The organism is Arthrobacter ipis (genome assembly GCF_014694315.1).
Classification (GTDB): domain Bacteria; phylum Actinomycetota; class Actinomycetes; order Actinomycetales; family Micrococcaceae; genus Arthrobacter; species Arthrobacter ipis.
In genome coordinates this window covers 136,799-158,925 of the sequence record NZ_JAAOXD010000009.1, presented here as the reverse complement: position 1 = coordinate 158,925, position 22,127 = coordinate 136,799, and the positions used below count along the sequence as shown (strand labels likewise).

Annotated in this window: 24 protein-coding genes and 1 pseudogene; 11 read left to right on the top strand and 14 right to left on the bottom strand. The window is 66.6% G+C overall.

From position 1 onward, the window contains the following. Positions 1 to 54 precede the first annotated feature (54 nt). The 3 genes from G9E11_RS21560 to G9E11_RS19455 all read left to right on the top strand — a co-directional run bounded on the left by G9E11_RS21560 (position 55) and on the right by G9E11_RS19455 (position 1,625). The gene (locus G9E11_RS21560) at positions 55 to 324 is read left to right on the top strand and encodes an ANTAR domain-containing protein (protein ID WP_311764424.1); all 270 of its coding nucleotides are present in this window, start codon (positions 55 to 57) and stop codon (positions 322 to 324) included. 465 nt (positions 325 to 789) lie between these two features. Beyond that, complete coding sequence (locus G9E11_RS19460; RefSeq protein WP_311764423.1) at positions 790 to 1,239, top strand: rhodanese-like domain-containing protein; 450 nt, start codon at positions 790 to 792, stop codon at positions 1,237 to 1,239. Between the two features lie 206 nt (positions 1,240 to 1,445). Next, on the top strand, positions 1,446 to 1,625 hold the full coding sequence (locus G9E11_RS19455; RefSeq protein WP_190608890.1) for a hypothetical protein: 180 nt from the start codon (positions 1,446 to 1,448) through the stop codon (positions 1,623 to 1,625). Positions 1,626 to 1,916: 291 nt separating this feature from the next. Here G9E11_RS19455 and G9E11_RS19450 read toward each other — a convergent pair whose 3' ends face one another. Continuing rightward, the gene (locus G9E11_RS19450) at positions 1,917 to 2,585 is read right to left on the bottom strand and encodes a TetR/AcrR family transcriptional regulator (protein WP_190608888.1); all 669 of its coding nucleotides are present in this window, start codon (positions 2,583 to 2,585) and stop codon (positions 1,917 to 1,919) included. Positions 2,586 to 2,681: 96 nt separating this feature from the next. Here G9E11_RS19450 and G9E11_RS19445 point away from each other — a divergent pair, with 96 nt between their 5' ends. Further along, positions 2,682 to 3,695: an NAD(P)-dependent alcohol dehydrogenase gene (locus G9E11_RS19445; RefSeq protein WP_246469060.1), complete on the top strand. Its 1,014-nt coding sequence runs from the start codon at positions 2,682 to 2,684 to the stop codon at positions 3,693 to 3,695. A gap of 146 nt (positions 3,696 to 3,841) precedes the next feature. Here G9E11_RS19445 and G9E11_RS19440 read toward each other — a convergent pair. The 3 genes and pseudogenes from G9E11_RS19440 to G9E11_RS19430 form a co-directional block, all read right to left on the bottom strand. After that, positions 3,842 to 4,561, bottom strand: a pseudogene (locus G9E11_RS19440) (LLM class flavin-dependent oxidoreductase); the annotation flags it as partial. Between the two features lie 99 nt (positions 4,562 to 4,660). Further along, positions 4,661 to 5,368, bottom strand: a complete 708-nt coding sequence (locus G9E11_RS19435; RefSeq protein ID WP_190608886.1) for an SCO1664 family protein — start codon at positions 5,366 to 5,368, stop codon at positions 4,661 to 4,663. 1 nt (position 5,369) lies between these two features. After that, positions 5,370 to 6,035 (bottom strand): MSMEG_4193 family putative phosphomutase, encoded by a 666-nt coding sequence (locus tag G9E11_RS19430; protein ID WP_190608884.1) that lies wholly within the window; start codon positions 6,033 to 6,035, stop codon positions 5,370 to 5,372. A 134-nt stretch (positions 6,036 to 6,169) separates the two neighbouring features. On the opposite strand from G9E11_RS19430, the gene G9E11_RS19425 reads away from it, so the two are divergent. After that, entirely contained in the window at positions 6,170 to 7,570 is a 1,401-nt protein-coding gene (locus G9E11_RS19425; protein WP_190608882.1) for a sigma 54-interacting transcriptional regulator, read from the top strand. 45 nt (positions 7,571 to 7,615) lie between these two features. Next, a complete protein-coding gene (locus G9E11_RS19420; RefSeq protein WP_190608880.1) occupies positions 7,616 to 9,622 on the top strand; it encodes a vWA domain-containing protein in 2,007 nt (668 codons plus the stop codon). Position 9,623: 1 nt separating this feature from the next. On the opposite strand, the gene G9E11_RS19415 is transcribed toward G9E11_RS19420, so the two are convergent. Continuing rightward, the gene (locus G9E11_RS19415; RefSeq protein ID WP_190608877.1) at positions 9,624 to 9,983 is read right to left on the bottom strand and encodes a hypothetical protein; all 360 of its coding nucleotides are present in this window, start codon (positions 9,981 to 9,983) and stop codon (positions 9,624 to 9,626) included. Between the two features lie 110 nt (positions 9,984 to 10,093). After that, complete coding sequence (locus G9E11_RS19410) at positions 10,094 to 10,975, bottom strand: helix-turn-helix transcriptional regulator (protein ID WP_190608875.1); 882 nt, start codon at positions 10,973 to 10,975, stop codon at positions 10,094 to 10,096. 102 nt (positions 10,976 to 11,077) lie between these two features. Between G9E11_RS19410 and G9E11_RS19405 the strand changes: the two genes are divergently transcribed. Then, positions 11,078 to 11,965 carry an aldo/keto reductase gene (locus G9E11_RS19405; RefSeq protein WP_190608873.1) on the top strand — a complete coding sequence of 296 codons (888 nt, stop codon included), beginning with the start codon at positions 11,078 to 11,080 and terminating at the stop codon, positions 11,963 to 11,965. 133 nt (positions 11,966 to 12,098) lie between these two features. Here the strand turns inward: G9E11_RS19405 and G9E11_RS19400 are convergent, their stop codons facing one another. The 8 genes from G9E11_RS19400 to G9E11_RS19365 form a co-directional block, all read right to left on the bottom strand. Beyond that, positions 12,099 to 13,088, bottom strand: a complete 990-nt coding sequence (locus tag G9E11_RS19400) for a cyclase family protein (protein ID WP_190608871.1) — start codon at positions 13,086 to 13,088, stop codon at positions 12,099 to 12,101. Continuing rightward, entirely contained in the window at positions 13,085 to 13,342 is a 258-nt protein-coding gene (locus G9E11_RS19395) for a hypothetical protein (protein WP_190608869.1), read from the bottom strand. The genes G9E11_RS19400 and G9E11_RS19395 overlap by 4 nt, the downstream gene beginning before the upstream one ends. Before the next feature lie 12 nt (positions 13,343 to 13,354). After that, positions 13,355 to 14,689 (bottom strand): TRAP transporter large permease subunit, encoded by a 1,335-nt coding sequence (locus tag G9E11_RS19390; RefSeq protein ID WP_190608867.1) that lies wholly within the window; start codon positions 14,687 to 14,689, stop codon positions 13,355 to 13,357. A 78-nt stretch (positions 14,690 to 14,767) separates the two neighbouring features. Further along, positions 14,768 to 15,553, bottom strand: a complete 786-nt coding sequence (locus G9E11_RS19385; protein WP_190608865.1) for an NAD(P)-dependent oxidoreductase — start codon at positions 15,551 to 15,553, stop codon at positions 14,768 to 14,770. Positions 15,554 to 15,570: 17 nt separating this feature from the next. Beyond that, positions 15,571 to 16,197, bottom strand: coding sequence for an RraA family protein (locus G9E11_RS19380; protein WP_190608863.1), 627 nt, complete (start codon positions 16,195 to 16,197; stop codon positions 15,571 to 15,573). Between the two features lie 79 nt (positions 16,198 to 16,276). After that, positions 16,277 to 17,278 (bottom strand): tripartite tricarboxylate transporter substrate binding protein, encoded by a 1,002-nt coding sequence (locus G9E11_RS19375; RefSeq protein WP_190608861.1) that lies wholly within the window; start codon positions 17,276 to 17,278, stop codon positions 16,277 to 16,279. A gap of 55 nt (positions 17,279 to 17,333) precedes the next feature. Further along, complete coding sequence (locus tag G9E11_RS19370; RefSeq protein WP_111905673.1) at positions 17,334 to 18,833, bottom strand: tripartite tricarboxylate transporter permease; 1,500 nt, start codon at positions 18,831 to 18,833, stop codon at positions 17,334 to 17,336. Between the two features lie 2 nt (positions 18,834 to 18,835). After that, the gene (locus tag G9E11_RS19365) at positions 18,836 to 19,339 is read right to left on the bottom strand and encodes a tripartite tricarboxylate transporter TctB family protein (RefSeq protein ID WP_190608858.1); all 504 of its coding nucleotides are present in this window, start codon (positions 19,337 to 19,339) and stop codon (positions 18,836 to 18,838) included. A gap of 122 nt (positions 19,340 to 19,461) precedes the next feature. Between G9E11_RS19365 and G9E11_RS19360 the strand changes: the two genes are divergently transcribed. The 4 genes from G9E11_RS19360 to G9E11_RS19345 all read left to right on the top strand — a co-directional run bounded on the left by G9E11_RS19360 (position 19,462) and on the right by G9E11_RS19345 (position 22,009). Continuing rightward, entirely contained in the window at positions 19,462 to 20,259 is a 798-nt protein-coding gene (locus tag G9E11_RS19360; RefSeq protein WP_190608855.1) for an IclR family transcriptional regulator, read from the top strand. Positions 20,260 to 20,336: 77 nt separating this feature from the next. Further along, the gene (locus G9E11_RS19355) at positions 20,337 to 21,221 is read left to right on the top strand and encodes an aminoglycoside phosphotransferase family protein (protein ID WP_190608852.1); all 885 of its coding nucleotides are present in this window, start codon (positions 20,337 to 20,339) and stop codon (positions 21,219 to 21,221) included. A gap of 77 nt (positions 21,222 to 21,298) precedes the next feature. Then, positions 21,299 to 21,556 carry a hypothetical protein gene (locus G9E11_RS19350; RefSeq protein WP_190608850.1) on the top strand — a complete coding sequence of 86 codons (258 nt, stop codon included), beginning with the start codon at positions 21,299 to 21,301 and terminating at the stop codon, positions 21,554 to 21,556. 48 nt (positions 21,557 to 21,604) lie between these two features. Continuing rightward, complete coding sequence (locus G9E11_RS19345; protein WP_190608848.1) at positions 21,605 to 22,009, top strand: VOC family protein; 405 nt, start codon at positions 21,605 to 21,607, stop codon at positions 22,007 to 22,009. Positions 22,010 to 22,127 lie beyond the last annotated feature (118 nt).

Below are 22,127 nucleotides of genomic sequence, written 5' to 3'. Positions count from 1 at the left end.
CTTCTTCGCGTCCAGGCCCGGCGCCTTCACCCCGAACGTCTTCGAAAAAATGCCGTGGGTTTCGCCGCAGCCGTCCACACTACCCTTACGCTGTCGGTGCGAATCGACAGCTTCCAAAACCGGGCGGAGGACCTCGAAGGGGCCCTGCAAAGCCGGACCGCCATCAATCTGGCCTGCGGTGTCATCATGGGGCAGAACAGGTGCTCCCAGGCAGAAGCGATGGAAATCCTCACCAAAGTGTCCGGCAACCGAAACCGCAAACTCCGCACAGAACTGTTCGAACAGCCTTCCGGCGGCAGCATGGAAACGCATTTCGATGCCTGATCCGGCACCCTGCCCCGGAGCCCTATTCAGCCACACGCCTGGACCCTTATTCACCCACACGGTGGAGCGGTCAGCAATAGCGCCTGGGCCGGTCCTCCAGACTACCCCCGCTCTCGCACAACTGCGTGGGTGAGCGGACCGGTCTTGAGCCGTTGATAAATGTCGGCTGCGTATCGAAGGGCCAACTAACTCAGAGCGGCGAAGCGTAGCCAGAAAACGGCGATAATTGCGATTCTGTCAGTTTGTACTCTGCGTATCCCAGTGGATGAAGCAATTCGCCACAATTCTCCCTGCCATTGGAGTCACCAAAGAACCCTAGGTGGCGGTGCCTAGCCTGGAGTCTCGATCGCATCTCTCACGTTGACCAGGCTCCCCCCATACCCTTGAAATTGATGACCGAAATAGCTCATCATTTCGCTTCATGGTGGAAAGACCGACCGATCAGCAGGCAAAGCGAGGAAAACGGTGAAGCAATGTCACATCCCCGACGACGGCGTCGCGACCTGCCAGTGCAGTTTAGATCCGCGCGATTCCCCAGGGACTCTTACGATCAACCAATTACTACTTGAGAGCCGCATCGGGCTCGAGCGTGTTCACGCATCGGATCTTGAGCGGGAGATGGCAGCGGGCGCCCTTGTTGTTGACACGCGGCCGGTCGATCAGCGAGACCGCGACGGTGATCTTCCGGGAGCGGTCGTCATTGACCGAAACGTCCTCGAGTGGCGGCTGGACCCTTCCAGCCCCCACCGGCTCCCGATCTCAGACGACCCTGCTCGGCGGATCGTGGTCGTCTGCAATGAGGGCTATAGCTCCAGCCTCGCTGCACACACCCTGCAACGGCTGGGGCTGAGCCGTGCGACCGATCTGATCGGCGGTTTCCAAGCCTGGGCAGCACTGCGCAAGCAGTCCGACTAAACAACTTGCTTGCGCTAGAGTCATCGACGATACGAAATCCAGGACGCTGGATTTTCCTCGGAACTGCAGCTTCGGTGCTGGCAGGAGTTCCTAGCCCGTCCGGTTCAACGCGGAGCGCCTTCCGGTTCTTCAGTCTTTGCACGCACGTTTAGAATGCTCCTGTGAAGCGGACTTACCACCCAGGTTCCATGGGAAAGCCTCCTGGCGTGCAGCGTAACAACGATCCCAACCAGCGACCCAGCAACGGAAGCCTCCAGTTCTGGTCCGGATTCTGGACGGTGTTCTGGACCCTCCTGTTCGGCGTGGGGGCTGCGGTTGGGTACGTGTTCCTTACCGACCGTCATCCAATCGGCCTCATCTCAATCCTGTTCTTCGTGGTCGGGTGAGTCATTGGACTGGGACTGTACCTCCCCGATCACTTCAACCGCGCTCGTAAGAAGCGTGCCGAGTTTGTGAAGGCCGGCGGTGATCCTACGGGAATTACTCCTTGGATGTTCGGCGCGATGAGGGGGAGCCTGACTGAGGACGGTGTGTGGGAGTGGTACACCCCGTCAGGCTCAAGCGGAGAGTCAAGCGCTATGTAGCCTTTCAGCATGGACCGATAGCTACACATCTAGTTGCGGGATGCCGAGAGTATCCTGGAGTCTGGCCGACGAGGCGGAAAGGGTTGCCGCATGCTAGTCAGCCGGTGCCGGTTCCAACGCACTGAGGATCAACTCCAGCCCGTAGGTGAATTCGTTGCCGTAGTCGTAGCCGGGCTGCATGACAACCTGCGTGGCGATCTCGACCATGTGCGGGTATTCCCCGGTCGCGAACCGTTCCATGATGGGGCCGGCCACCTCCGCCGTCGGCTCATGCCCTGCTATGGGCAGGGCGGCTTCCTGGAGGGCGAACCCGTAGATGTAGCTGTCGAGTAGCGAGTAGGCCCGGGCGGTCTGTTGCACGGTGAAGCCCGCGGCACGCAGTGTCCCCAGTGTCGCCTCGTGGTGCTTCAGGGTCGCCGGGCCGGGAGCCTTGCGGGATTCCAGCAGGCCGACCGCCCATGGATGCCGGCGCAGCGCTTCGCGGGCCGAGTGGGCCCGGCGGCGCATCTGTTCCTTCCACTCGCCTCCGGCCTCCGGTGTATCGATCTCGGTGAAAACGAGGTCCACGAGACCGTCAAGGATCTGATCCTTGTTAGCCACGTAGTAGTAGAGCGTCATCGGCTTGGTGCCCATCCCCTGGGCGAGTGAACGTATCGATAGAGCGGCGAGGCCGTCCCTGTCCGCCAACTCCAGAGCCTTCCGCAGTACCTTCTCGTGGCTGAGCCCCGGACGGTCCCTGCCGCCCCCGCGTCTGTCCTTCATCAACTACTCCTCCCAGCCCTTCCGCTTTCGTACACTGTACGCTACCCTTCTCGTACAGTGTACGAAAGATAACCGACCGGAACAGAAAGGAACGTTATGAAAACGCGGGAGCACCCTCAACGACAGGACACCGGGACCGTGGACGACATGCGCGCGATCGTTCGGGAAACCTACGGGGGGCCGGAGGTGCTGCGCCTGGATCGGGTGCCCCGTCCTCTTGTCAAAGGCGGCGACGTGCTCATCCGTGTCAGGGCGGCCGGCGTCGACCGCGGTGTCTGGCACATGATGACCGGCCTCCCTTACCTCGGCCGTCTGGTATTCGGAATCCGGAAACCGAAGGACCCGGTTCTGGGCCTGGATCTCACAGGAACCGTAGAAGCCGTAGGTCCCGAAGTCACGCGGTTCGCCGTCGGCGACGCGGTGTACGGCAGCGGCCGTGGCTCCTACGCGGAATACGCCGTTGCGCCCGAAGCCCAACTGGCCGCTAAGCCCGAGAGCCTCTCCTTCGAGCAGGCCGCGGCGGTGCCGGTCTCCGCGGTCACTGCCCTCCTGGGCCTGCGCGCCGGGAAGATCACGGAGGGGCAGAAGGTGCTTGTCACCGGAGCGTCCGGCGGCGTCGGCAGCTACGCGGTCCAGCTGGCCAAAGCCTACGGTGCGCAGGTTACCGGAGTCTGCAGTACCGGCAAGGTCGGGTTTGTCCGTAACCTCGGCGCAGACCACGTCATCGACTACACCCGTGAGGACTTCGCGGACGCCGGCCCCTACGACCTCATCCTGGACATCGCGGGAAACCCATCAATCTCCCGCCTGCGTCGCGCCCTAACCCCTACAGGAACGGCCGTCATCACCGGCGGTGAGGGTGGCGGGAAACTGACCGGAGGCCTGCACCGCCAGCTCGGTGCCCTGGTGCTGTCACCCTTCATCAGCCAACGGCTCACCATATTCCTCGGCCTAGTCCGCGCCGCCGAACTGCAGGACCTTGCTCCGCTCATCGAGGCCGGCAAAATGGCACCGGCCCTCGACCGAACCTTCACGCTGGCTGAGACTAAGGACGCGATCCGCTTTCTGGAAAACGGCCAGGTGTCCGGCAAGCTAGTGCTCACCATCTGAAATGCAGCCTGAGACTGTTCGATGAAGAGCTCGAGCGAGCGCTTCTTCTCCTCGTGGGTCAGGCTGTTGTCGGACCAGAGGCTGAACTCGGTGACGCCGAGTGCCTCGTAGTGGCGGAGCCGCTCGATGACCTCCTCGGGCGTCCCGATCATCGCCGTCTGGTGGAGGGACTCCGCCGTGAACTCCGGGAGGTCGGCAAACTTCTCTTCGGGGCTGGGCTCGAGGAAGCCGTCCTTCGGCGTGGTCTTGTTGCCGAACCAGGCATCAAACGTCCGGTAGAACTTGTTGATGCCCTCGGCCGGGCGCCGCCATCCGTCGGGCTCGTCCGCGGGGTGGACGTGGGTGTGGCGGAGCACCATCAGGTCCCGGCGGGGGACGCCGGGGTTGTTCTCGACGGCGGTATCAAACTTGCGTGCCAGGTCCTCGACCTCCTCGTCGCCCTTCATCAGCGGCGTCACCATCACGTTGCAGTTGGCGACGGCGAACTCGTGTGAGGAGATGTCGCGGGCAGCGATCCACATGGGCGGCGTCGGCTTCTGCAGCGGCTTCGGGACGCTGGTGAACGTGGGGAACTGCCAAACCTCGCCGTCGTGCGCGTAGTCACCTGCCCAGAGCGCCCGCACGGCCGGCACCATCTCGCGCAGGTGCTTGCCGCCGTCGACCGCCGACATGCCGCCCATCAGGCGGTCGAACTCGAACTGGTACGCGCCGCGTGCCAGCCCAACTTCCATCCGGCCGTTGCTGATGACGTCCAGGAGCGCAGTCTCGCCGGCGACGCGGAGCGGGTTCCAGAAGGGCGCGATGATGGTTCCGGCACCGAGGCGGATGCGCGACGTGCGCGCGGCCAGGTACGAGAGCTGGGGCATGGGACTGGGGGAGATGGTGTACTCCATCGAGTGGTGCTCGCCGATCCAGACGGTCGCCGAGTGTACGTTCGCGCTTCGCGGGGTCGGAGGAGGTGCCGCCTACACCAGCGGCCACGGGTAGCGCATGCCGGTGTGGTCCACCGGCAGCACCGGCTCATGCAGCAGCCGCCGCACCCGCCGCTGTAGCGCAGTGACCTCCGAGCCGTCGAGGAGTTCGGCCACCTCGGCGGGCACGGCCTCGGCGAGCGGGGCGATGTCCTCGAGCAATGCACCGGGGATGGGGTCGCCCGCGAAGTCCCAGATCACGGTGCGCAGTTTGAAGATTGCCGAGAAGCACAGCCCGTGGTCGATGCCCCACACCCGGCCGTCGTCGCCGCGCAGCACGTGCCCGCTTTTGCGGTCCGTGTTGTTGGCGACGTAGTCGAACAGGGCGATCCGGGCCAGGTCACGGTGCGTTTCCGGGACGTCGTCGTACAGAGTGAAGTAGTGCTCGCTATAGTCGCAGTCGATGAACCACTGGAGCGAGCCGATCCCCAGCGGTGCCTCCTCGCGGACGACCGTCGTCGGCACGAATCCCCACCCGAGGGACTCGCTGAGCAGGTACGCCGCGCGTTCCCGCCGGTACAGCCCGGGCTCGAAATCCGACAGCGGACGCTCTCCTGCCTCCGGCTTGTAGATCGCAAAGCCGGTGTCGTCCCCGGACGAAATCTCTACGAGGAACGTCTCGTTGCTGCTGCGCGGGATGCGTCCGATCAGCTCGACGTGGCCCTCGGCAAGTAGCGTCAGCTCGCGGTCACAGGCAGCCATGTCACGCCCGCAGCCCGCTCAGCGGTTCCGACGTCGAGTTCACCATGTGCACGGCAGGGGCCTGACCGTCCGCGTAAGAGATGGCCGAGACGGACCCCGGGCTGATGACAATCCGCTGGAAGTGGTCAAGATCCGTACCCAGGGCGTGGGCCACTACCGCCTTGATCGGGTCGGCGTGGGAAAAACAGACGACGACGCCCCCGGCGTGCGCTGTCCCCAGCACCTCGAGCGCCCCGACGATCCGCGCCTGCATCTCCGTGAAGCTCTCGCCATTGGGAAAGCGGAAGGCCGAGGGGTTGAGCTGCACCGTCTGCCATTCCGGCAGCCCGGACAGTTCGGCGAGGGCCACGCCGGTCCACTCACCGAAGTCGCATTCGAGCAGGCCGGGCTCCTCTCGCACTGCCAGTCCAACAGCGGCGGCCGTGGGTTCCGCCGTCTCCCAGGTGCGCTCCAGCGGCGAGGAGTAGACGGCGTCGACCGTAAGGCCCGCGAGCCGTTCCGCCACCCGCTCGGCCTGGGCCCGGCCCCGCTCGGACAAGTGCAGTCCCGGCGCCCGCCCTGGCAGCACCATGCCGGTTGTGGGCGTCTCGCCGTGGCGCACCAAGAGGAGGAGCGTGCTTTCCGGTTTCGACGGCGGTGATGGTGCCGACGGTGATTCTGCAGTCACAGCAATAAGCGTAGCGGCAGGGGCCCCGCCCGAGCCTGCGAGGAAGGGGGAGCCGCGGAGCGGTAGCGCTCACAGCGTGGAGGAATCTGGAGAATCCCTCGATTCCCCCCACACTCGAGGACTACCGTAGAGGGGTGAGTGATCGTCCAGATATCTTCACCGTTGGCGAACTGCGTGCATCCGGCCACGTCCACAAAGATCTGCGCCACGAAATCCGCGACAACCTGATCGCCGCGCTCGCCGCAGGGCGCGATCCGTGGCCCGGGCTGTACGGGTTCAGCCGGACCGTCCTTCCCCAGCTCGAGCGCGCCCTGATCGCCGGCCACGACGTCGTCCTCCTCGGCGAACGCGGGCAGGGCAAGACCCGGCTGCTCCGCACCCTGGCCGGGCTGCTGGACGAGTGGTCGCCGGTGATCGAGGAGTCGGAACTCAACGAGCACCCCTACGACCCGATCACCGAGCAGTCCCGCGCCCGTGCCCTCACCGAAGGGGACCGGATGCGGGTCGCCTGGCGCCACCGCTCGGAGCGCTACGTCGAAAAGCTAGCGACGCCGGATACCTCCGTCGCCGACCTCATCGGCGACGTCGACCCGATGCGCGTAGCCGAGGGCCGCCGGCTCGGGGACCCCGAGACCATCCACTACGGCCTGGTTCCCCGTTCCAACCGCGGGATCATCGCCATCAACGAGCTGCCGGACCTCGCTGAGCGGATCCAGGTGTCGATGCTCAACGTGATGGAGGAGCGCGACATCCAGATCCGCGGCTACGTGCTGCGGCTTCCGCTGGACGTGCTGGTGGTCGCGTCCGCGAACCCCGAGGACTACACCAACCGCGGCCGGATCATCACTCCCCTGAAGGACCGCTTCGGCGCCGAGATCCGGACCCACTACCCGATCGAGCTGGAAGACGAGGTCTCCGTCATCCGCCAGGAGGGGAAGCTGGTGGCCGACGTCCCGCCCGTCATCCTCGAGATCCTCGCCCGCTACACCCGGGCGCTGCGGCAGTCCCCGGCCATCAACCAGACCTCCGGCGTTTCCGCCCGCTTCGGCATCGCAGGCGCCGAGACCGTCGCCGCTGCGGCCCTGCGCCGGGCCAGCGTGCGCGGGGAGGACCAGGCCGTCGCGCGGATCATCGACCTGGAGACCGCCGTGGAAGTGCTCACGGGCAAGATCGAGTTTGAGTCAGGTGAGGAAGGCCGTGAACAGGGCATCCTCGACCACCTGCTGCGCACCGCCACGGCCGAAGCCGTGCGCGCGCATTTCAAGGGGATCGAGATGGGCCCGCTCGTGGCCGCGCTCGACGGCCACACCACCGTGACCACCGGGGACCAGGTCACGGCCCGGGAGTTCCTGCAGAACCTTCCGGCCCTCAACGGATCCGGAAACGGATCAAGTCTCTACGACAAAATCAGTGAGCGCCTGGGCGCGAAGAACGACGGACAGCGCGCCGCCGCCGTCGAACTTGCGCTGGAGGGCCTCTACCTTGCCCGCCGGATCTCCAAGGAGTCCGACGACGAGGCAACGGTCTACGGTTAAGTACAGTTTTCTGCCGGGTACAGATTAGCGAGGACAGGAGGCATCATGACCCTGCACAACCGGTCCAGGTACGGCCGGTACGCCGGAGGTCCGGATCCGCTTGCCCCGCCGGTGGACCTGGCGGAGGCACTGGAGGCGATCGCCGAGGACGTGATGGAAGGCTACTCGCCGCGGCATGCCCTGCAGGAGTTCCTGCGGCGCGGGGGCCGGAACCGCGACGGGCTCGACAATCTGGCCCGCCGGGTCCAGCAGCGGCGGAGTGAACTGCTGGGCCGCCATCGGCTGGACGGCACCCTTAACGAGGTCAGGAAGCTGCTGGACACTGCAGTGCTGGAGGAGCGCAAGCAGCTGGCCCGCGACGCCATGATGGATAACAATGACCGCGCCTTCCGCGAGATGCAGCTGCAGAACCTCCCGCAGTCCACGGCGGCCGCGGTCAACGAACTCGCGTCCTACGACTGGCAGTCGAGCAGCGCCCGGGAGGCCTACGAGAGGATCAAGGACCTGCTGGGCCGCGAGGTCCTTGACCAGCGGTTCGCCGGCATGAAGCAGGCGCTCGAGAACGCCACGGACGAGGACCGCGAAGCCGTGAGCGAGATGCTGCGCGACCTCAACGAACTGCTCGGCAAGCACCGCCTCGGCGAAGACACGGAGGCGGACTTCCAGGAGTTCATGGCCAAGCACGGTGATTACTTTCCGGAGAATCCGCAGTCAGTCGAGGAGCTCGTGGACGCCCTTGCCAAGCGCGCCGCCGCGGCCCAGCGGATGCTGCAATCCATGTCCCCCGAGCAGCGCGAGGAGCTGATGCGGCTGTCCGCCCAGGCGTTCGGCTCGGCCGACCTCATGGCACAGCTGAACCAGCTCGACGACAGCCTGCGCGCCCTGCGCCCCGGCGAGGACTGGAGCGGCTCCGAACGGTTCGGGGGCCAGGAAGGGCTTGGGCTGGGTGACGGCACCGGCGTGCTGCAGGACATCGCCGAACTCGACGAGCTGTCCGAACAGCTCTCCCAGCAGTACAACGGATCCACCCTCGACGACCTGGACCTGGACGCCCTCGCCCGCCAGCTCGGGCAGAACGCCGCCGTGACCGCCCGGACCCTCGCGGAAATCGAGCGGGCCATGCAGGACGGCGGATATTTGCGGCGTGGGGCCGACGGAGACCTCCGGCTGTCGCCGCAGGCCATGCGGCGGCTCGGGAAGTCGCTGCTGCGGGACACCGCCAAGCAGCTGTCCGGCCGGCAGGGCGGCCGGGACACGCGCGTCGCGGGCGCCGCCGGCGAGCAGACCGGGTCCAGCCGGCAGTGGGAGTTCGGCGACGCCGAACCGTGGGACGTCACCCGCACCATAACCAATGCCATCCGGCGCACCATGGCCGACGGCGGCGATCCGGGCGGCGGGCTGCGTCTGGCGGTGGGGGACATCGAGGTGACGGAGACGGAGGCCCGCACCCAGGCTGCCGTCGTCCTGCTGGCGGACGTGTCCTTCTCGATGGCTGCCGAGGGGCGGTGGGTGCCGATGAAGCGCACGGCGCTCGCCCTGCACCACCTCGTCTCCACCCGGTTCCGCGGGGACCGGCTGCAGCTGATTACATTCGGACGCTACGCGCAGTCGATGGACATCGGCGAGCTCACGGCCCTGCCGGCGTTTCGCGAGCAGGGGACCAACCTGCACCACGGGCTGCTGCTGGCCGGCCGGTTCTTCCGCCAGCACCCGTCGATGCAGCCCGTCCTCCTCGTGGTGACCGACGGCGAGCCCACCGCGCACCTGCTGGGCGACGGCGAGTCGTGGTTCTGCTGGCCGCCGGATCCGGAGACCATCCGCGTCACGGCCGCCGAGCTGGACCGGCTCGGGCGTGCGGGCACGCAGGCCACGTTCTTCCGGCTCGGCGATGACCCGGGGCTTGAACGGTTCGTCCGGCGGCTGGCCCGCCGGATCGACGGCCGGGTGGTCGCCCCAGACACCGGGGATCTCGGCGCCGCGGTTGTGGGGGAGTACCTCCGTGCCCACTTCCGCGGCCGCTATTACGACGACGACTGGGCCTCCGGGATTTAGCTCAGGCCGCTGCCAGCACGGGTGTGGGTACCGGCAAAACTGCCAGGTTCGGCGCTGCGATTTCCGGGGCTGTGAGTTTCGGCGCCAGGATGCTGAACCGGTAGTTGCGCTGCAGCGGATCGACCTGCAGCGGAAAGTGGTGGGTGCGGGCGCAGCCGCGGAGCTCCTCCATGGCCTGGGGTTCCACCTCGGCCAGGGTCATATCAAGTTCCAGTGCCAGCCCCGGGACCAGCGAGTCGGCTCGCTTCATCACGTCGTACAGGCCCTTGATGCTTTGAACAGTTACGTGACCCTGGGTCTTGACCTGGGCCTTGGCGCCGTCGAGGTCAACACTGACCAGCACCCGCAGCTTCTCGTTCACTAATTTTCTCCCCAATTTAGAAAGGGCCACCACGCTGTGGCCCCCGACTACGATAGACCAATGTGACGTGGCTAACAAGTCGCCGGGTGCGGGGCTGGGGCGACGGCCGGTTACTTCTTCTCCTCGACGGGCATTTCTGCCGTTGCCCGTTGAGTGGCGGCCCAGCTCGCAAGGACTTTCAGCGCGTCTTCCGACGGTGTATTGGGGTCTGCCGTGTACACGTTGATCCGTAGCCCGGGATCAGCGGGGAGCTCGAGCGCTTCGAAGCTCAGGTCCAGGTCCCCGACGATCGGGTGGTGGAGCCGTTTGCGGCCGGTGCGGTGGTACTTCACGTCGTGCCTGGCCCACCGGATGCGGAACTCCTCGCTGCGGGTCGAGAGTTCGCCGATCAGATCCGAGAGGTCCTTGTCGTAGGGGTTCTTCCCCGCGGTGGAGCGCAGGACCGCGACGATGTCGTCCGCGGCGCGCTCCCAGTCGGCAAAGAACTCCCGCGCCTTCGGGTTCAGGAAGGTGAACCGTGCGCTGTTCGGCGGGGTGACCTGCTCGGCCATCAGGTCCAGGTACAGCGCCCGGCCGAGTTCGTTGGCCGCCAGGACGTCGCCGCGGTCGTTGCGGACCCATGCCGGCGCCGTCGTAATCGCATCAATGACTCGCTGGACGCTCGGCCGTACTGTCTGCGGGCTGCGCTTGCGCCGCACCCGGGGGGAGGCGGTGGCCGCGCGGGCGAGGTCGAAGAGGTGAGCCGTTTCGGCGTCGTCGAGCTTCAGGGCCCGGGCAAGGGCTTCGATGACGCTGTCGGAGGCGCCGGAGAGGTTTCCGCGCTCCAAACGGATGTAGTAATCGATGCTCATTCCGGCGAGCATGGCGACTTCCTCGCGGCGCAGCCCGGCCACGCGCCGGTTCCCGCCGTAGACCGGTAAGCCGGCTTCCTCGGGCGTGATCCTGGCCCGCCGGGAGGTCAGGAATTTCCGCACGTCGTCGCTGTGTGTCATGGCATCAACGCTACGCGGCGGCTGATGCCCGAGGGAGGCACTGGCATTACCCGGAACGACAGGCACTCCCGGCCTCTGCGAAATCACGGTTGCATTGAAGGCATGAAACCCGAACTTACACTCAACAGCGGCATCACGATGCCCGCCCTCGGTTTGGGCGTTTTCCAAAGCCCACCGGAGAAGACGACGGCGGCGGTCGAGGCAGCGCTGGCGGCCGGCTACCGGCACATCGACACCGCCGCCGCGTACGGCAACGAACGGGAGGTGGGCGAAGGCATCCGCCGTTCCGGCGTCGACCGTGCGGACGTGTTCATCGAGACCAAGGTCTGGGTGAGCGACTACGGCTACGACGAGACCCTGCACGCCTGGGAGAAGGCGGTGGCCAAACTCGGCGTCGACTACCTCGACCTGCTTATCCTGCACCAGCCCGCACCCGACCGGTTCGAGAAAACCATCGCCGCGTACAGGGCGCTGGAGACCCTCCTCGCCGACGGGCGCGTCCGGGCAATCGGCGTCAGCAACTTCATGCCGCACCACCTGGAGCAGCTGCTCGCCGCGACCGACGTCGTTCCGGCCGTGAACCAGATCGAGCTGCACCCCTACTTCACCCAGAGGGACGTCCAGGCAGCCGACGCCGAAAACGGCATCCTCACCCAGGCCTGGTCCCCCATCGGCGGCATCACCTTCTACCCCGGCTGGGGCGAGGACCGCCGGAACGTGATGGAAGACCGCACTATCGCCGCCATCGGGCAGGCGCACGGCAAGAGCCCTGCCCAGGTCATGCTGCGCTGGCACCTGCAGCAGGGCCGCTCGGCGATCCCGAAATCGACCAACCCGGCACGCATTGCGGAGAACTTCGACGTCTTCGACTTCGAGCTCAGTGCCGACGAGCTCGCATCGATCGATGCCCTCGACGCCGGCGTGCGCAACGGACCGGACCCGGACGAGGCCCGCATTGAGCGTTTCGCCATGGTCATTCCCGAGGCCTGAAAACAAAGAAGAAGGAGCCACCATGGAGTACCGCCCGCTTGGCCGCACCGGCGTGCATGTCAGTCCCGACGACAACAGCTACGGCGCGCACGAACTCACCGCCCAGGCACGGCGGCGGAAACTGCCGGCTAGGCTACGTCACTGCCGTGGCGTTAGCCGGTGACCCCGTGGCGCCGGTGATGTTCAGCGGTTTGACGGTGACCAGGGCGTCCCAGTTGCCAGTGGCCTTCATGTGCCGGCTGAGCGGGCCAAGCTGCCAGAGTTCCCCCAGCGGCAGTCCGAGCTTGGCGAGCAACTGCTGGTGCATCATGCCGTGATCATTGGGCGCTGTGCTCCGGAACGGACTGGAGGGGACCGGGGGCAGGCACTCGACGGCGAAGTTGTCGGCGGCGATGACGGCCAGTTGGTTGTCCCAGGCCCAGGCGACGAACTCTGCCGACTGTTCGATGCCGCTGGCCCGGCGGCTGTCGCGCTGGCTCTCCTTTTCCCCGGCCGGGAGCGCGAGGAACCACTCGCACCACCCCGTGTGCAGCATGAGGATATCGCCGGGACGGAGGGCCACGGACTGGGCCCGGACGGCAGCCTGGATCAGGCCGAGTCCAAGAGACTCCCCGGCCGCATGGTCGATCGGCGTGCCCTGGTCCCGGCAGTATAGGTCGAGGTCCACCAGCACGCCCCGGACGACGATGGGCTGCTCGGCCCAGGTTTGGATTCCGAGGGCTGCGGTTCCCTCCCGGATGTCGTCGTCGGGCGTGCCGTTGTAGAAGCCGACGTCGTCCGCCCGGCGGTGCCGGAGCCCGTCGATCTGGCTGGAGCCCTGCAGGTAGTAACCGTCGAGGAAGTCGTCTCGGTGGGCTGGGTGCGCGGAGTAGATCGTGTGCCGGGGAGCCCTTCGCTTCAGGGACATGCCGGGGTCGAACGCGTCGGCGGGGTAGTCGAGGCCGAAGACGGTGCCGGTCCGGACGCAGTCCGCGGCGTCCCGGACGGAATCAGGCTGGATGAAGGACGGCGTACCGCGCTCGGCGTCGGGAAACAGGCCCCACGAGGTTCCCGCGAGGCGCCCTTCCCGTTCCAGCAACGCCACGTAGGAGGGATAGGTAGTGCCGGATTCCGTGGATGTCATGGGGTGCGGGCTTCCTGCTGCGGGTTGTTCTGTTTCGCCGAGGTCTTGTAGCTGAGGAGGAAACCGGCGATCGCGCAGACGGACGCGGCGATGCACGCGGGGCCTTTGACGGCTTCGTTGAGGACTGCGAGCCAGTCGCCCTGCCCGGTGATCAGGGCCAGGGCCTGGCCGGCAACGAAAACTATCCCGGCGATGAGGAGTACCGCCAGGCTGATCACGAAGACGGCGTTGATGGTGTGTCGTAGCTTCTGCATTTCGACGCTTCCTTAGGTCGGCAGGACGCCGACGGCGATCAGCACGCCGATGGCCAGCAGCGGCAGGGCGTAGAGGACGAACAAGCGGGCAAACGTCTTGTACGGATCAACATCGGCGATGCCGCACGCGACGTAAAGCGGAGCACCACCGGGCGGCACGGCCGCCTCGCAGGAGGAGAAGACCAGCACGGCGACTGCCGCCGTGGTGGCCGGAACGCCGGCGGCCACCAGCGTCGCCACACCCACGGTTCCGACGGCGGCCATGGTCGCCGTCGCGGACAGGGGTGCCGCCACAGCGATGACAATCAGTCCGATCAGGATGGCCAGCAGCCACAGCGGCAGGTTGAACTGGTTCAGGAGTGCCGTCATTTGTTTGGGCAACCCGGTGGCGGCCAGGGCGTTGGCGCCCGCGAAGGCGAAAACCACCGTGACGCCGACGACCCCGAAGCGCGGTGCGGACTGCTGCAGGAAGTCCCAGTAGGCCTTCCTGCCGCGGGGCAGCCTTTTCCGTCCGAGGATGATTCCCGTGAGGATCAGGACCACAGGGATCCAGACGATGACGCTGACGGTCTTGGCCACGTCCGAGCCCGTCCAGTCCGAGAGGGTATCGGCGATCGGGCCGGAGGTGAGGATCAGCGGGACGGCCACCACCACGAACAGGATCATGGTGGCCCAGCCTTGGGCGAACGCCCGGCGGACGGGTGTCCGGTGCGCCGGGTCGAGGGGTGCCATGTCGCTCTTGCGGATCAGCACGTAGGTGACGATCAGGCGGTGCAGGAAGCACCAGAGCCCACCGATCAGCAGGGGTAGGACGAGGTCGTTGACCTTTAGCAGCGGCCCGACGGTGGAGGATCCCACGAGGACGAACATGGAGGCGCTGAACGGGAACGTGATGCCCATTCCCGCGTTCCCTGCCACGAGCGTTGCCGCGGACGGTTTGTCGAGGCGGGACTTTTCCATCCACGGGATAGTCACCGAGCCTACGGTCGCGGCGATCGCGGCTTGATTGTGCACCACGCCGCCCAGGCCGGCCGACGCGACCGTGGAGACCCAGGCCGGACCGCCCTTGACCCCTCCGATCAGGGAGTTAAGCAGGTCGATGAGCCGGTCCAGCACGCCGGTCCGTTCCAGCAGGTACCCCATGAAGACGAACGCCATGGTGGCATAGACGATTTCATCGGTGATGGCGTCGTAGAACGCGTCCCAGCCGACCTGGCCGGCGGCCCCGGTAAACGGAAGGACAACGAGGAATCCGAGGAGCATCGCTTCGCCGACGCTGCGTTTGATGACAGTCGTCCAGAGCAGAATGACAGCCAGATAGGCTCCGAGTGCCCAGATGCCGATCATCGGGCTGCTCCTTTGGGGTGTTCGTTTGCTTCCGGATTCATCGTTGACTCCCTTTTATTGATTCTGCCTCATGCGCGTTCAGCGCAGGGCGGCCTCCGGTGCCGGTGCCGCAGCGATGCGCGTCAGCGCAGCAGCCGAAGCGACCGTCATTTCTGCGGGGACACCGAGTTCGGCAAGGTATTGCGCAGTGTCCTGCATTTCCCGCGAACGGCGCACGGCGTGCTTGGACGTTCCCTCGAGGAACCTGTCGATGACGGCCTGGCCGTCACCGGCGAGCTGGCGGGCGATCTGCTCCCGGATCCAGCTTTCAAGTCCGGCTGCCTGGCCGGCGGTGACCGCTTCCACCACCACCGATGCCAGGCCCTTCATCAGGACGCTGCGCAGCAGCTTGTGGGACATGGCCGCCCCCGGCCCGCCGTCGGCGATTTCGACGTCGACACCCAGCGGCGTCAGCAGCTGCGCCACCGCAGCAGATCCGGGACCGCTGACCATGAGCGGCGTTTTGGCGCCCAGGGCGGCGACGGGCCCAAGGATCGCGACGTCCGCAAAGCTCGCCTGGCCGGGCAGCTGGCCGAGCTCCTGCATCACAGCGGGGGATGAGGACGTGAAGTCGGCATAGGTGCTGCCTGCCGGGAGCACCGGCAGGCACTCCGTGGCGACGCTGCGGGCAGCGGCCGCGCCGGTGAGCACCAGGACGATGTCCGCGCCCTTGCAGGCTTCGGCGGCGGTGGCTGCCCGGGACGTTCCCTGCGGGGTGGCGGTGGCCACCGGGTCAAACCCGGTGACCTGGTGGCCCGCGGCGGCGAGTGCTTCCGCGTAGGCCGCACCTGCTTCGCCCAGGCCGATGATGGTGCACTTTGTCATGGGATGTGTTTCCTTACTTACTGGCCGCGGGCGGCGACGATCGACGCCCGGCGGTTGGTTTCGTCGGCGAAGACGGCTTCGGCGGCTTCCGCCACCGCCTCGGCCTGCTCCAGGGGGATGACCACGACGCCGTCGGAGTCACCGATGATGATGTCGCCGGGCAGGACGGGAACGCCGCCGAAGGCGACGGGGCCGCCGATGCGGTGCGGGCCGTTCTTGTACGGGCCTGCAGGGGTGACCGCCCGGGCGAAGACCGGCATGCCGATCTCGCCGAGGGCCTCGGCATCGCGGGCCGCACCGTCAAGGGCGAAGCCCGCGATGCCGAGGTTGATGGCGCGCTCGCCGATCAGTTCGCCCAGGAGGGCGCGGGACGCGTCGCCGCCCCCGGAGACCACGATGACATCCCCCGGCTTGGCCAGCCCCAGGGCCTGGTGGATGCCCTGGTTGTCCCCGGGGCGGGTCCAGACGGTGAAAGCGGGGCCCGCGATTTTCGCCCCGGGCCAGATCGCCTGGATCGCGGAGTCGGCAACTCCCAGCCGGTCCATGGCGTCACCGATGTTGGCGGCGGGCAGCTTGGCCAGCCGGTCGACCAGTCCCTGGTCCGGGCGGGTGAAGGAGGTGTCCTGAAGGGCGGGGGTGGTCATGGCGGTGTCTTCCCTGGTGGTGTTGGTATGGGCGTGGATCGGTGGGGTGTACGCGGGCGGGCTAGTCCTTCTTCTGGACTTAGTCTTTCTTTTGGACCATCGGCAGAACCTTCTTGAAGTCCGCCTCCTGTCCTGCCCAGAACGTCCCGTAGTCCTTGCCGGAGAGGTAGCTGGTCTGCAGGCCGAGGTCGTTCATCTTCTTGACGACCTCCGGGTCCTCGATGGCCTTCTTGAAGGCGGCCTCGAGCTTCTTGGCGACGGCGTCCGGCAGGCCGGCGGGGGCGGAGTAACCGCGGGCGGTGCCGGCCTCGACGTCGTAACCGCTTTCCTTGAACGTGGGGACGTCCGGAAGCGACGGGGACCGCTCGGCGGTCATGATGCCCAGGACGCGGGCCTTGTTCTGCTTGGTCAGGTCTGTGACGTCGCTGACGTTGGCCACCAGGATGTCGACGTGCTTGCCGAGGAATGCCGTGGTGGCCTGAGAGGCTCCTTCGGAGAAGTGCACCGGTGCGAACTCGGCGCCCGTGGTTTCCTGGATCTGCGCAAGCGCGAAGTGCTCGCCGGTCTGCAGACCGGTGGTGCTGGCGGTCATGGACTTGGGCTTGGCCTTGGCCGCGTCCAGCAGTTCTTTCAGCGTCTTGTACGGGCTGTCCGGTTGGACGGCGATGACGGCCGGATCAATGACCTGGCGGCCCAGCGGCTGGAAGCTGCTGCGGGTGTATTTCGCGCCGCGGGCGGGGTCCAGGGGGGACACGACGACGGACGGGGAACCGGTGGCGCCGATGGTGTAGCCGTCGGGCTTGGCGCTGGTCAGTTGGGTGTAGCCGATCTGGCCGCCGGCGCCAGGCTTGTTGATGACCTCGACGTTGGTGCCGAGTTCCTTCTCCAGGACGGGCTGGACCAGGCGGGCTGCGGTGTCCACGGCCCCGCCCGAGGAGAAGGCGACGACGAGGTCAATGGACTTGCCCTTCTTGGGGAAGTCGCCGCCGGCTGCGGAGGTTGCGCCGGAGTTGGCACCGCACCCGGTGAGGGCGAGCAGGGCGGCGGCAGCAATGGCTGCGGTTACTTTCTTGCGAGACATGTGTCTTCTCCTTCGAAGAGATTGTTTGTTGGTTGAGGGGAGCGCGGGTTGGGGTCTAGGTTTCGGGGTCGTCGGTCAGGGCCTTGGGCTTGCGGAGCTTCAGCAGCGGGCTGCAGATGATCAGGAGCCCCAGTGCGATGAGCACGGCCGAGATGGGGCGGTTGAGGAAGATACTGAAGTCGCCCTGGGAGATTTCCAGTGATTCGCGCAGCGACCGTTCCATCAGCGGGCCCAGGACCAGGGTGAGGACCATGGGGGCCAGCGGGATCTCCAGGTGCCGAAGGGCCAGGCCCAGCAGGCCGAAGCCGATCATCACGAAGACATCGAAGACGCTGAAGTTGATGGTGTACGCGCCGATGACCATGAAGAGCAGGATCAGCGCTGTCAGGATCGGAGCCGGGACCCGCAGGATGGAGGTCCACAGGCCAACCAGTGGGACGTTGAGGAGCACCAGCAGGAGGTTGCCGATGAAGAGGCTGGCGATGATCGCCCAGGCAATCTCGGAGTGCTCGGTGAACAGCGTCGGTCCCGGGGTGAGGCCCTGCTGGAGGAAGGCACCCATGAGGACGGCGATGGTCGGCGAAGCAGGAATGCCGAGGGTGAACAGCGGGATGAGCGCGGCGTTGGCATGGGCGTTGTTGGCCGTCTCCGGCCCGGCAACACCTTCGACGGCGCCCTTGCCCAGTTCGTTCCGGTGCTTGGAGAACTTCTTCTCGGCGCCGTAGGAGAGCAGGGACGCGACCGATCCCGTCATGCCGGGTATCAGGCCGAGGCCGAAGCCGATGCCGGTTCCGCGGGCCATGGACGGTGCGCTCCGGCGCCATTCGTTCCTGGTGGGCAGGAGGGACCGGAAGCCGGGGGCGTGCACGACGGTTGACTCACCCTTGCGGTAGGAGAGGATCTCGGACAGGCCGAAGACGCCGACGATGACGGCCACAAAGCTCACGCCGTCCAGGAGCCGGTCCATGCCAAACGTGAAGCGGGGTGCGCCGGCCACAGGGTCGATGCCCACCATGGAGATGAGCAGGCCAAGAGCTCCGGAGATCAGGGCCTTGACCATCGATTTGCCGGCCAGCGCCACGAGCAGGGAGATGCCGACAACCATGAGGGCGAAGAACTCCGGGGGACCGACGAGCAGGCCGAGTTCGCCCAGGGGTTTGGCGGCAGCGACGAGTCCGAGGGTGGCGATGGTGCCGCCGACGAAGGAGCCGATGGCGGCGATGGTAAGGGCCGCACCGGCCTTGCCCATCTTTGTCATCGCGTGGCCGTCGATGGTGGTGATGGCCGATGCTGCTTCACCCGGGGTGTTCAGCAGCACGCTGGTGATGGTTCCCCCGTAGGCCGTGCCGTAAAAGATGGCACAAAGCATGATGATCGAGCCGGTGGGGTCCATGTTGAGCGTGAGCGGGATGAGCAGGGCGACGCCGGCCACCGGGCCGATGCCAGGAAGGACGCCGATCACCGTGCCCAGCAGGCAGCCCAGGAACGCGAAGATGAGGTTCTGCCAGGTGAGGGCGGCCGCGAAGCCGTTCAGCAGTTCGTTGAGGGTGTCCATGTCTAGAGTCCGATCAGGTTCAGGACGGGGATGGATGAGACCGGAAGTGCCACGTTCAGTCCGTAGTTGAAGGCGTAGAAGGCTCCGACGCTTCCGGCCAGGGCGGTGAGCAGTGCGGACAGCCAGCTCCGCTTCCCCCGGATCTTCAGGTGGTACATGAGGAAGAGGAACATGCTCAGCTGGAAGCCGAGCAGGTCCAGCAGCGCTGCCAGCAGCACGAGGCTGACGACGACGGCGAGCACCAATCCGCCGTCGGCCCCTTCACCCGTTGTGCTGGGGCGCTTGAGCTCCTGAAGCAGCCACAGGACCGACATCGCGGCGAGCACCGCGCCCATGGCGAACGGGAACAGCCCGGGGCCGGGACCCAGCGAGGTCCAGAGGCCGAGGCCCACCGAGCTGACTAGTACGTAGGCGCCCAGTGCCCCGAAGGCGGCGATCCCGGCCAGAACGCTGCGCGCTGGCCTCGCCCGGGTGGGGGACTGGGTCATGGTCGACTCCGTTGTCATCAAAAATGCCTTCCAATTGCTTTCATAGAATGAAAGTGTCTTACATCAGAAGAAATAGTGACACGGCCCACAGGTGCTGTCAAGCGGGGTGGCAGGGCGCAGAAGTTACATAGAATGAAAGGATGACGGTCACCAATACGCAGCCCAGTACTGCAGCGGACGACGGCGGCAAGCCCTCCAACATGCGCTCGCTGTCGCGGGCCATGGAGGTCTTCGCGGAACTGCAGCGGGCCGACCGGCCCCAGCGGCTCAGCGATCTGGCGCGGAACTGCGGCATGAGCCTGCCCACCACGCTGCGCATCCTGCGGGTGCTGCAGGATTTCGGCATGGTCAGCCAGACCGACAAGACATACCGGATCGGCCCGGCCGTGCTGCCCGCGGCGCGCAGCTACATCGAGAACGACCCCCTGGTGACCGCGTCCCGTCCGGTGCTCCAGCAGGTGGCGGCGCAGACCGGAATGACCGCGTCCTTGTACACCCGGCTGGGTTTCGAGCGCATCCTGGTGGTCCGCGTCGACGGCGACGCCCCGCTCCGGTACGACATGCCGCTGGGCAAGCGGCTACCCCTGACCGTCGGCGCTGCCGGCAAAATCCTGCTGGCCGGGGCGCCGGACGAACATCTCCAGGAAGTGGTGAAGGGGGCGGTGGCAGCCGGGCATGAAGAGCCCAGCTTCAGCCTGGCCGAGCTCAAGGCCCGCCTGCCTGAACCGGGAACCGACTACGCCTACTCGGCGGATGAGCGCGCCACGGGAGTGCTCTCGGTGGCGATGGCGATCAACAGGTCAGGGCTGCCCAGTGAATCCGTCGCCCTGACCAGCCCGGTGGAAGCTGCCACCGAGAAGGGGCTCAAGGCAGGGGTGCCGGAACTTCGCCGCGCTGCGGCCCGGCTGGCGGAACTGCTGGAGGGCACCGTCTACTGATCGTTTGTTGACCGGGCAGCGTCGTGACGTGCGTGGTCGAGACGATGCCATCGTCGCACGGAGAGGTGGGTCCCTGAATGGCAGGAATGCCGGCGGCAACGGTGGAGGTGAGTGCCGCCGTCGTCCGTGCCCTCATCCGGGACCAGCGGCCCGACCTCGCAAGCCGCTCCCTGATCCGGGTTGCCAACGGCTGGGACAACACGACCTTCCGGCTCGGTGACGACCTGGCGGTCCGGCTGCCCCGGCGCGACGAAGCCGTGCAGCTGATCCTGCACGAGCAGCAGTACCTTCCCGGCATCGCAGGCCGGTCCCCGGTGCCGGTTCCTGTGCCCGTCCATGCCGGCTGGCCGACGTCGGACTTTCCTTGGCCGTGGAGCATCGTCCGCTGGGTTTCCGGCACCGCTGCTGTGGACGCCGGACCGGCGGACCGTGCGCCTGCCGTTGACGGCCTGGCCGCCTTTCTCAGGGCGCTTCACGTGCCCGCCGCCGCAGGGGTTCCGGTGAATCCGGTCCGTGGGGTGCCGCTGCTGGACCGGAACGCGGTGGTGCACGAACGGCTCGGGGACCGGGACCGCTACCCGCAGTCGGCAGAGCTGATGGCGGTATGGGCGCAGGCCTGCGCGGCTCCCGTCTGGGACGGTCCGGCGATGATGCTCCACGGGGACCTGCATCCAGCCAACATCCTGCTCGCGGCCGACGGGTCGCTGGCCGGCGTGATCGACTTTGGCGATGTGGGGGCAGGGGATCCCGCCGTCGACCTTGCGGTGGGATGGTTGATGTTCGACGCCGGCGCCCGCCAGCGCTTCATCGGCGCCTTTGGCTCCTCGGTGGACGGGTGCAGCTGGACGCGCGCCCGCGGCTGGGCCTTGGTCCTGTCCACCGCCATGCTCAGTAACTCCGACGACAACCGGCCGATGTTCTCCGTGGGGGACTTCGGACTCCGGCAGGTCCTGGCGGGCTGACCTGCGTTGACCGCCCATCTCATAACGAATTGATAAGTTTGCTTACCACTCATGGTGGGCGACCCTAAACTTGTTGCATGGACCCGCTGGTATCGATCGGATTGGTGTTCGTGGTGGCGCTGCTTTGGCTCGCCGTTCCTGTGGTGCTGCTCTCGAGGATCAATCGGGATGCGAGGCGGGCCTGGCGGCAGCAGAGGAAGGCGCTGCGCATGAAGGAGCGCGACAGCCATAAGAGCCATGTCCCAAAGCGAGCTGTGCTGGCGCGGAAGCGTGGGCTCAAGGCTGCCAGGCGTCGTTCCGAGTCGAAACCGCCGGCGCTCCCGTCGGGCAGCTAAGCCTGAAATGTGCTTGTCCGCTGCCCGGGCGGCGGTAGGGTGGGGCGCATGGAGATGCGCCTTGAAGTTGTGCAAGTGCCGGTCGCTGATGTGGACGCGGCGAAGTCGTTCTACGTGGACAAGCTGGGCTTCGTCCTGGACCACGACGTGGAGCACATCCCCGGCATGAGGGTGGTGCAGCTGACGCCCCCCGGATCCGCCGCCTCGATCGTCATCGGCACGGGAATGACCGGCATGGCACCGGGAAGCCTTGAAGGGCTGCAGCTCGTCGTGCCCGACATTGGCGCAGTGCGCGCCGAGCTGCTGGACCGCGGCGCGGGCATCAGCGAGGTCCAGGACATGGGCGGCGTGCAGTTCGCATTCCTCAGCGATCCGGACGGCAACCGCTGGGTCCTTCAGGGCGCTACGCCCCCGGAGATCAAGAGCGCGCACCTGGACCCCTCCGCTTCGTAGCTGCATCGGGTGATCCGATGGGTGATCCCTTTTGACCGAGACGAGGGGTCTGCGTGGACACACGGACCACTGATCGTCGGCGTGCCATGGGCGCCGCCGCAGCGGCTATTGTGCTCGC

What these genes read in the sequence shown, in the direction of transcription:
- G9E11_RS19395 (WP_190608869.1), bottom strand. Translation starts at nt 13,342, where the DNA reads ATGCAGAAGCTACGACACACCATCAACGCCGTCTTCGTGATCAGCCTG.
- G9E11_RS19450 (WP_190608888.1), bottom strand. Translation starts at nt 2,585, where the DNA reads ATGAAGGACAGACGCGGGGGCGGCAGGGACCGTCCGGGGCTCAGCCAC.
- G9E11_RS19375 (WP_190608861.1), bottom strand. Translation starts at nt 17,278, where the DNA reads ATGTCTCGCAAGAAAGTAACCGCAGCCATTGCTGCCGCCGCCCTGCTC.
- G9E11_RS19435 (WP_190608886.1), bottom strand. Translation starts at nt 5,368, where the DNA reads ATGGCTGCCTGTGACCGCGAGCTGACGCTACTTGCCGAGGGCCACGTC.
- G9E11_RS19365 (WP_190608858.1), bottom strand. Translation starts at nt 19,339, where the DNA reads ATGACAACGGAGTCGACCATGACCCAGTCCCCCACCCGGGCGAGGCCA.
- G9E11_RS19445 (WP_246469060.1), top strand. Translation starts at nt 2,682, where the DNA reads ATGAAAACGCGGGAGCACCCTCAACGACAGGACACCGGGACCGTGGAC.
- G9E11_RS19405 (WP_190608873.1), top strand. Translation starts at nt 11,078, where the DNA reads ATGAAACCCGAACTTACACTCAACAGCGGCATCACGATGCCCGCCCTC.
- G9E11_RS19420 (WP_190608880.1), top strand. Translation starts at nt 7,616, where the DNA reads ATGACCCTGCACAACCGGTCCAGGTACGGCCGGTACGCCGGAGGTCCG.
- G9E11_RS19410 (WP_190608875.1), bottom strand. Translation starts at nt 10,975, where the DNA reads ATGACACACAGCGACGACGTGCGGAAATTCCTGACCTCCCGGCGGGCC.
- G9E11_RS19360 (WP_190608855.1), top strand. Translation starts at nt 19,462, where the DNA reads ATGACGGTCACCAATACGCAGCCCAGTACTGCAGCGGACGACGGCGGC.
- G9E11_RS19355 (WP_190608852.1), top strand. Translation starts at nt 20,337, where the DNA reads ATGGCAGGAATGCCGGCGGCAACGGTGGAGGTGAGTGCCGCCGTCGTC.
- G9E11_RS19385 (WP_190608865.1), bottom strand. Translation starts at nt 15,553, where the DNA reads ATGACAAAGTGCACCATCATCGGCCTGGGCGAAGCAGGTGCGGCCTAC.
- G9E11_RS19350 (WP_190608850.1), top strand. Translation starts at nt 21,299, where the DNA reads ATGGACCCGCTGGTATCGATCGGATTGGTGTTCGTGGTGGCGCTGCTT.
- G9E11_RS19345 (WP_190608848.1), top strand. Translation starts at nt 21,605, where the DNA reads ATGGAGATGCGCCTTGAAGTTGTGCAAGTGCCGGTCGCTGATGTGGAC.
- G9E11_RS19370 (WP_111905673.1), bottom strand. Translation starts at nt 18,833, where the DNA reads ATGGACACCCTCAACGAACTGCTGAACGGCTTCGCGGCCGCCCTCACC.
- G9E11_RS19380 (WP_190608863.1), bottom strand. Translation starts at nt 16,197, where the DNA reads ATGACCACCCCCGCCCTTCAGGACACCTCCTTCACCCGCCCGGACCAG.
- G9E11_RS19390 (WP_190608867.1), bottom strand. Translation starts at nt 14,689, where the DNA reads ATGATCGGCATCTGGGCACTCGGAGCCTATCTGGCTGTCATTCTGCTC.
- G9E11_RS19400 (WP_190608871.1), bottom strand. Translation starts at nt 13,088, where the DNA reads ATGACATCCACGGAATCCGGCACTACCTATCCCTCCTACGTGGCGTTG.